The sequence below is a fragment of the Cypionkella sp. TWP1-2-1b2 genome, from assembly GCF_049896245.1.
Lineage (GTDB): Bacteria > Pseudomonadota > Alphaproteobacteria > Rhodobacterales > Rhodobacteraceae > Cypionkella.
In genome coordinates this window covers 1-2,793 of record NZ_JAFCTX010000089.1, presented here as the reverse complement: position 1 = coordinate 2,793, position 2,793 = coordinate 1, and the positions used below count along the sequence as shown (strand labels likewise).

Genomic DNA, 2,793 nt, shown 5'->3' with positions numbered 1-2,793 from the left:
GTAAGCGTCCGGTGAACCTGCCTACTTTTTTGTCGGCTTCCACTTCTTCGCGAGCTTGAGGACTGCGAGTTTGAGTTCGTCGGTTTCGGGGACATTGGGGTCGAACGGCGCTCCATGCCATTCGGTAAGATGACGATGGTCTGGATGCCGTTTGTCGGCGAGTGCTTCGAGGAAGTTTTGATATCCGGGAAGGCCGCCGACATCTTCGGGTGGGCAGTGACCCAAGGCATCGGCCAGTTTTGGATAGAGGTCGCCTGGAACGGCTGCGTCTGTTGCTTGGACCGTGATCAAATGCACCCAGTCATCACCAAAGTCGTAGATGTAGCGGATCGGTGCCGCGCCGGATGCAGCGGTGATGTCGGCCAGACTGGCCGTGGCAACGGGCAGAGCGTCATTGTCGAAGCCGGGATCGGGAGGTGACCACCGCTTGTTGCCCGCCAGGAACGCATAGAGGTGTGCATCCTCCCAGCCCATCGCCGCTTGGATGACCAGATGCAGGCGGTCGAGTCGCAGGTTGACGGGCACCAGAAGCGTCCGCGTAACACTTGGTTCGACCCCGTCGAGGGTAATGTGCAGGCGTGCAATGCTCATGTGGGGAATATCTCCGTTTATGCTGATGTCCGCCAGTGCCAGGGCAGCAACTCGTCGATCTGGTTGATCTTGTGGTCTGGGATGCGGGCGAGGGTGTCGGCGAGCCAGGTCTGAGGATCGACGCCATTGAGCTTGGCGGTTTCGATCAGGGTGTAGGCGATGGCGGCGGATTTGCCGCCGGTCTGCGATCCCACGAAGAGGTAATTCTTGCGACCCAGAGCGACAGCACGCATCGCGCGTTCGGCGGTATTGTTGTCGACCTCCAGGATGCCGTGATCGAGGTAGGGGCGCATCCGTGCCATTCGGGTCAGGGCATAGCGGATCGCGCTGGCCAGAGGGCTTTTGCCAGATATGTGATGCAGTTGGGCATCCAGCCAGGCCTCCAGACTGTCGAAGACTGGTCTGGCCTCGGCCTGTCGGATGTCCACCCGCTTGTCGGGTGGCAAGCCCCGAGCCGCCTTCTCGATGGCATAGAGTTCGGCAATCCGCCGGATGGCCTCGTCGGCGATGGCGGAGCCTTGCGCCTTGTGGACATCGACGAACTTGCGCCGGACATGCGCCATGCAGGCGACTTCGCGGATAGTGCCATTGCGATACAGATCTTCAAACCCGGCATAACCATCAGCATGCATCCAGCCGGTATATCCCGCCAGATGATCCTTCGGATGTTCGCCTTTGCGGTCGGACGAGAATCGATACCAGCTGGCGGGCGGGATGGCGCTGCCCCAAGGGCGTTCGTCGCGGCCGTAAGCCCAAAGCCGGGCGGCCTGGGTCTTGCCAGTGCCCCCTCTCGGCGATTGCTTGCAATCGCCTGCCGGGCAACGGGACGCCAGCATTGCCACCGGGGTGTCGTCAGCAAAGATCGCTTGCCCCGCCAGCACATGCCGCCCCCCTCTCGGCGATGCATGCATCGCCTGCCGGGCAATGGATGGCGTCGGCAAGCGGTTCCAGCAAAGCGGTGGATTTACCGACCCAGTCGGCCAGCGTCGAGCGGTCAATGTCGAGCCCGTCGCGCTCGAATATCTGGCTTTGCCGATACAGCGGCAGGTGATCGGCATACTTGTTGACCAGCACATGGGCCAGCAGCCCGGGGCCGGGACGCCCACGCTCGATCGGGCGGCTTGGCAGCGGAGCTTGCGTGAAGCAATCGCAGCCCGAGCAGGCCATCCGGGGCCGCACAATGCGGTTCACGATAAAGCGGCCGGGGACGTATTCCAGTTCTTCGGTCACATCCTCGCCCAAGCGGCGCAGCTTGCCACCACACTGGGTGCACTCCGTGTTGACCGGGGTCAGTTCGACCTCCACGCGCGGGATATGATCCGGGATCGGTTTGCGCTTCGGTTTATCGACCGGTGCGTTCTCTGGCAGGCGCAGTCTGGCGGTCAGAGCGGCAATGGCGACCTCACTCATCTCCAGCGCCAGTTGCAACTGCCCGGATGTCTCGGACGACGGCCCAAACCGATGGGCGCGCTGGCCCGCCAACTGGTGCCGCAGCTTCGCGATCAGAACCGCTTGCGACTTCAATTCGGCCAGCAAAACTGCGGTGAACGCCCGCAGTTCCGCTGGGTCTTCCGGCAGCGATTTGGTGACATCCAACATGGTGAAAGTATAGCAAAACAAGCCCTTTACGGAAATCAAAAAACCGCAAAACCGCGCAATTTATCCCGCTGTCAAAGGTCGCCACGTGCGCTGTGGCAAGCGCCAGTCAATGCCTTCCAGCAGCATCGCCAACTGCGCCGGGGTCAGCGCGATCTTGCCGTCCTTGGCCGAAGGCCAGACAAACCGCCCCTTCTCCAGTCGCTTGGAGAACAGGCAAGCCCCCTGTCCATCCCACCAGATGATCTTGATCAGATCGCCCTGCCGCCCTCGGAATACAAACATATGCCCGCTGAACGGGTTCTGTTGCGTCGTCTGCTCGGCTTGGGCCGCAAGTGCCGCAAAACCCTTGCGCATGTCCGTCACCCCGGCCGCCAGCCAGACCTGCGTGTTCATCGGAACCGGGATCATCCCGAAAGCCCGCGGATCAGCCGGGCCAGCGCTTCGGGATCATAAGCCCCGCGGATCCGAAGCCGATGCCCGCCCGCAAGCTCGACCTCGATCTGGCCGTCGGACAAGACATTGCTGGGCAAAGTGGGCTTGGCGGCTTCTGCACGGGCAGGGTTCACAATCTCTATAGGCAAGAAGACCGGCGCATCTACAGCG

The 2,793-nt window shown here is 62.0% G+C and carries 2 protein-coding genes and 2 pseudogenes; all 4 read right to left on the bottom strand.

The genetic code is table 11. The features are described 5' to 3' along the window. Positions 1 to 21: 21 nt before the first annotated feature. Positions 22 to 591 carry a plasmid pRiA4b ORF-3 family protein gene (locus tag ACP7AP_RS24075; RefSeq protein WP_426038437.1) on the bottom strand — a complete coding sequence of 190 codons (570 nt, stop codon included), beginning with the start codon at positions 589 to 591 and terminating at the stop codon, positions 22 to 24. A 17-nt stretch (positions 592 to 608) separates the two neighbouring features. Continuing rightward, a pseudogene (gene tnpC, locus ACP7AP_RS24070) lies at positions 609 to 2,190 on the bottom strand (IS66 family transposase). 60 nt (positions 2,191 to 2,250) lie between these two features. After that, a complete protein-coding gene (gene tnpB / locus ACP7AP_RS24065) occupies positions 2,251 to 2,598 on the bottom strand; it encodes an IS66 family insertion sequence element accessory protein TnpB (RefSeq protein WP_426038435.1) in 348 nt (115 codons plus the stop codon). Next, a pseudogene (locus ACP7AP_RS24060) lies at positions 2,595 to 2,793 on the bottom strand (IS66-like element accessory protein TnpA); the annotation flags it as partial. The pseudogene ACP7AP_RS24060 and the gene tnpB, both read right to left, overlap by 4 nt.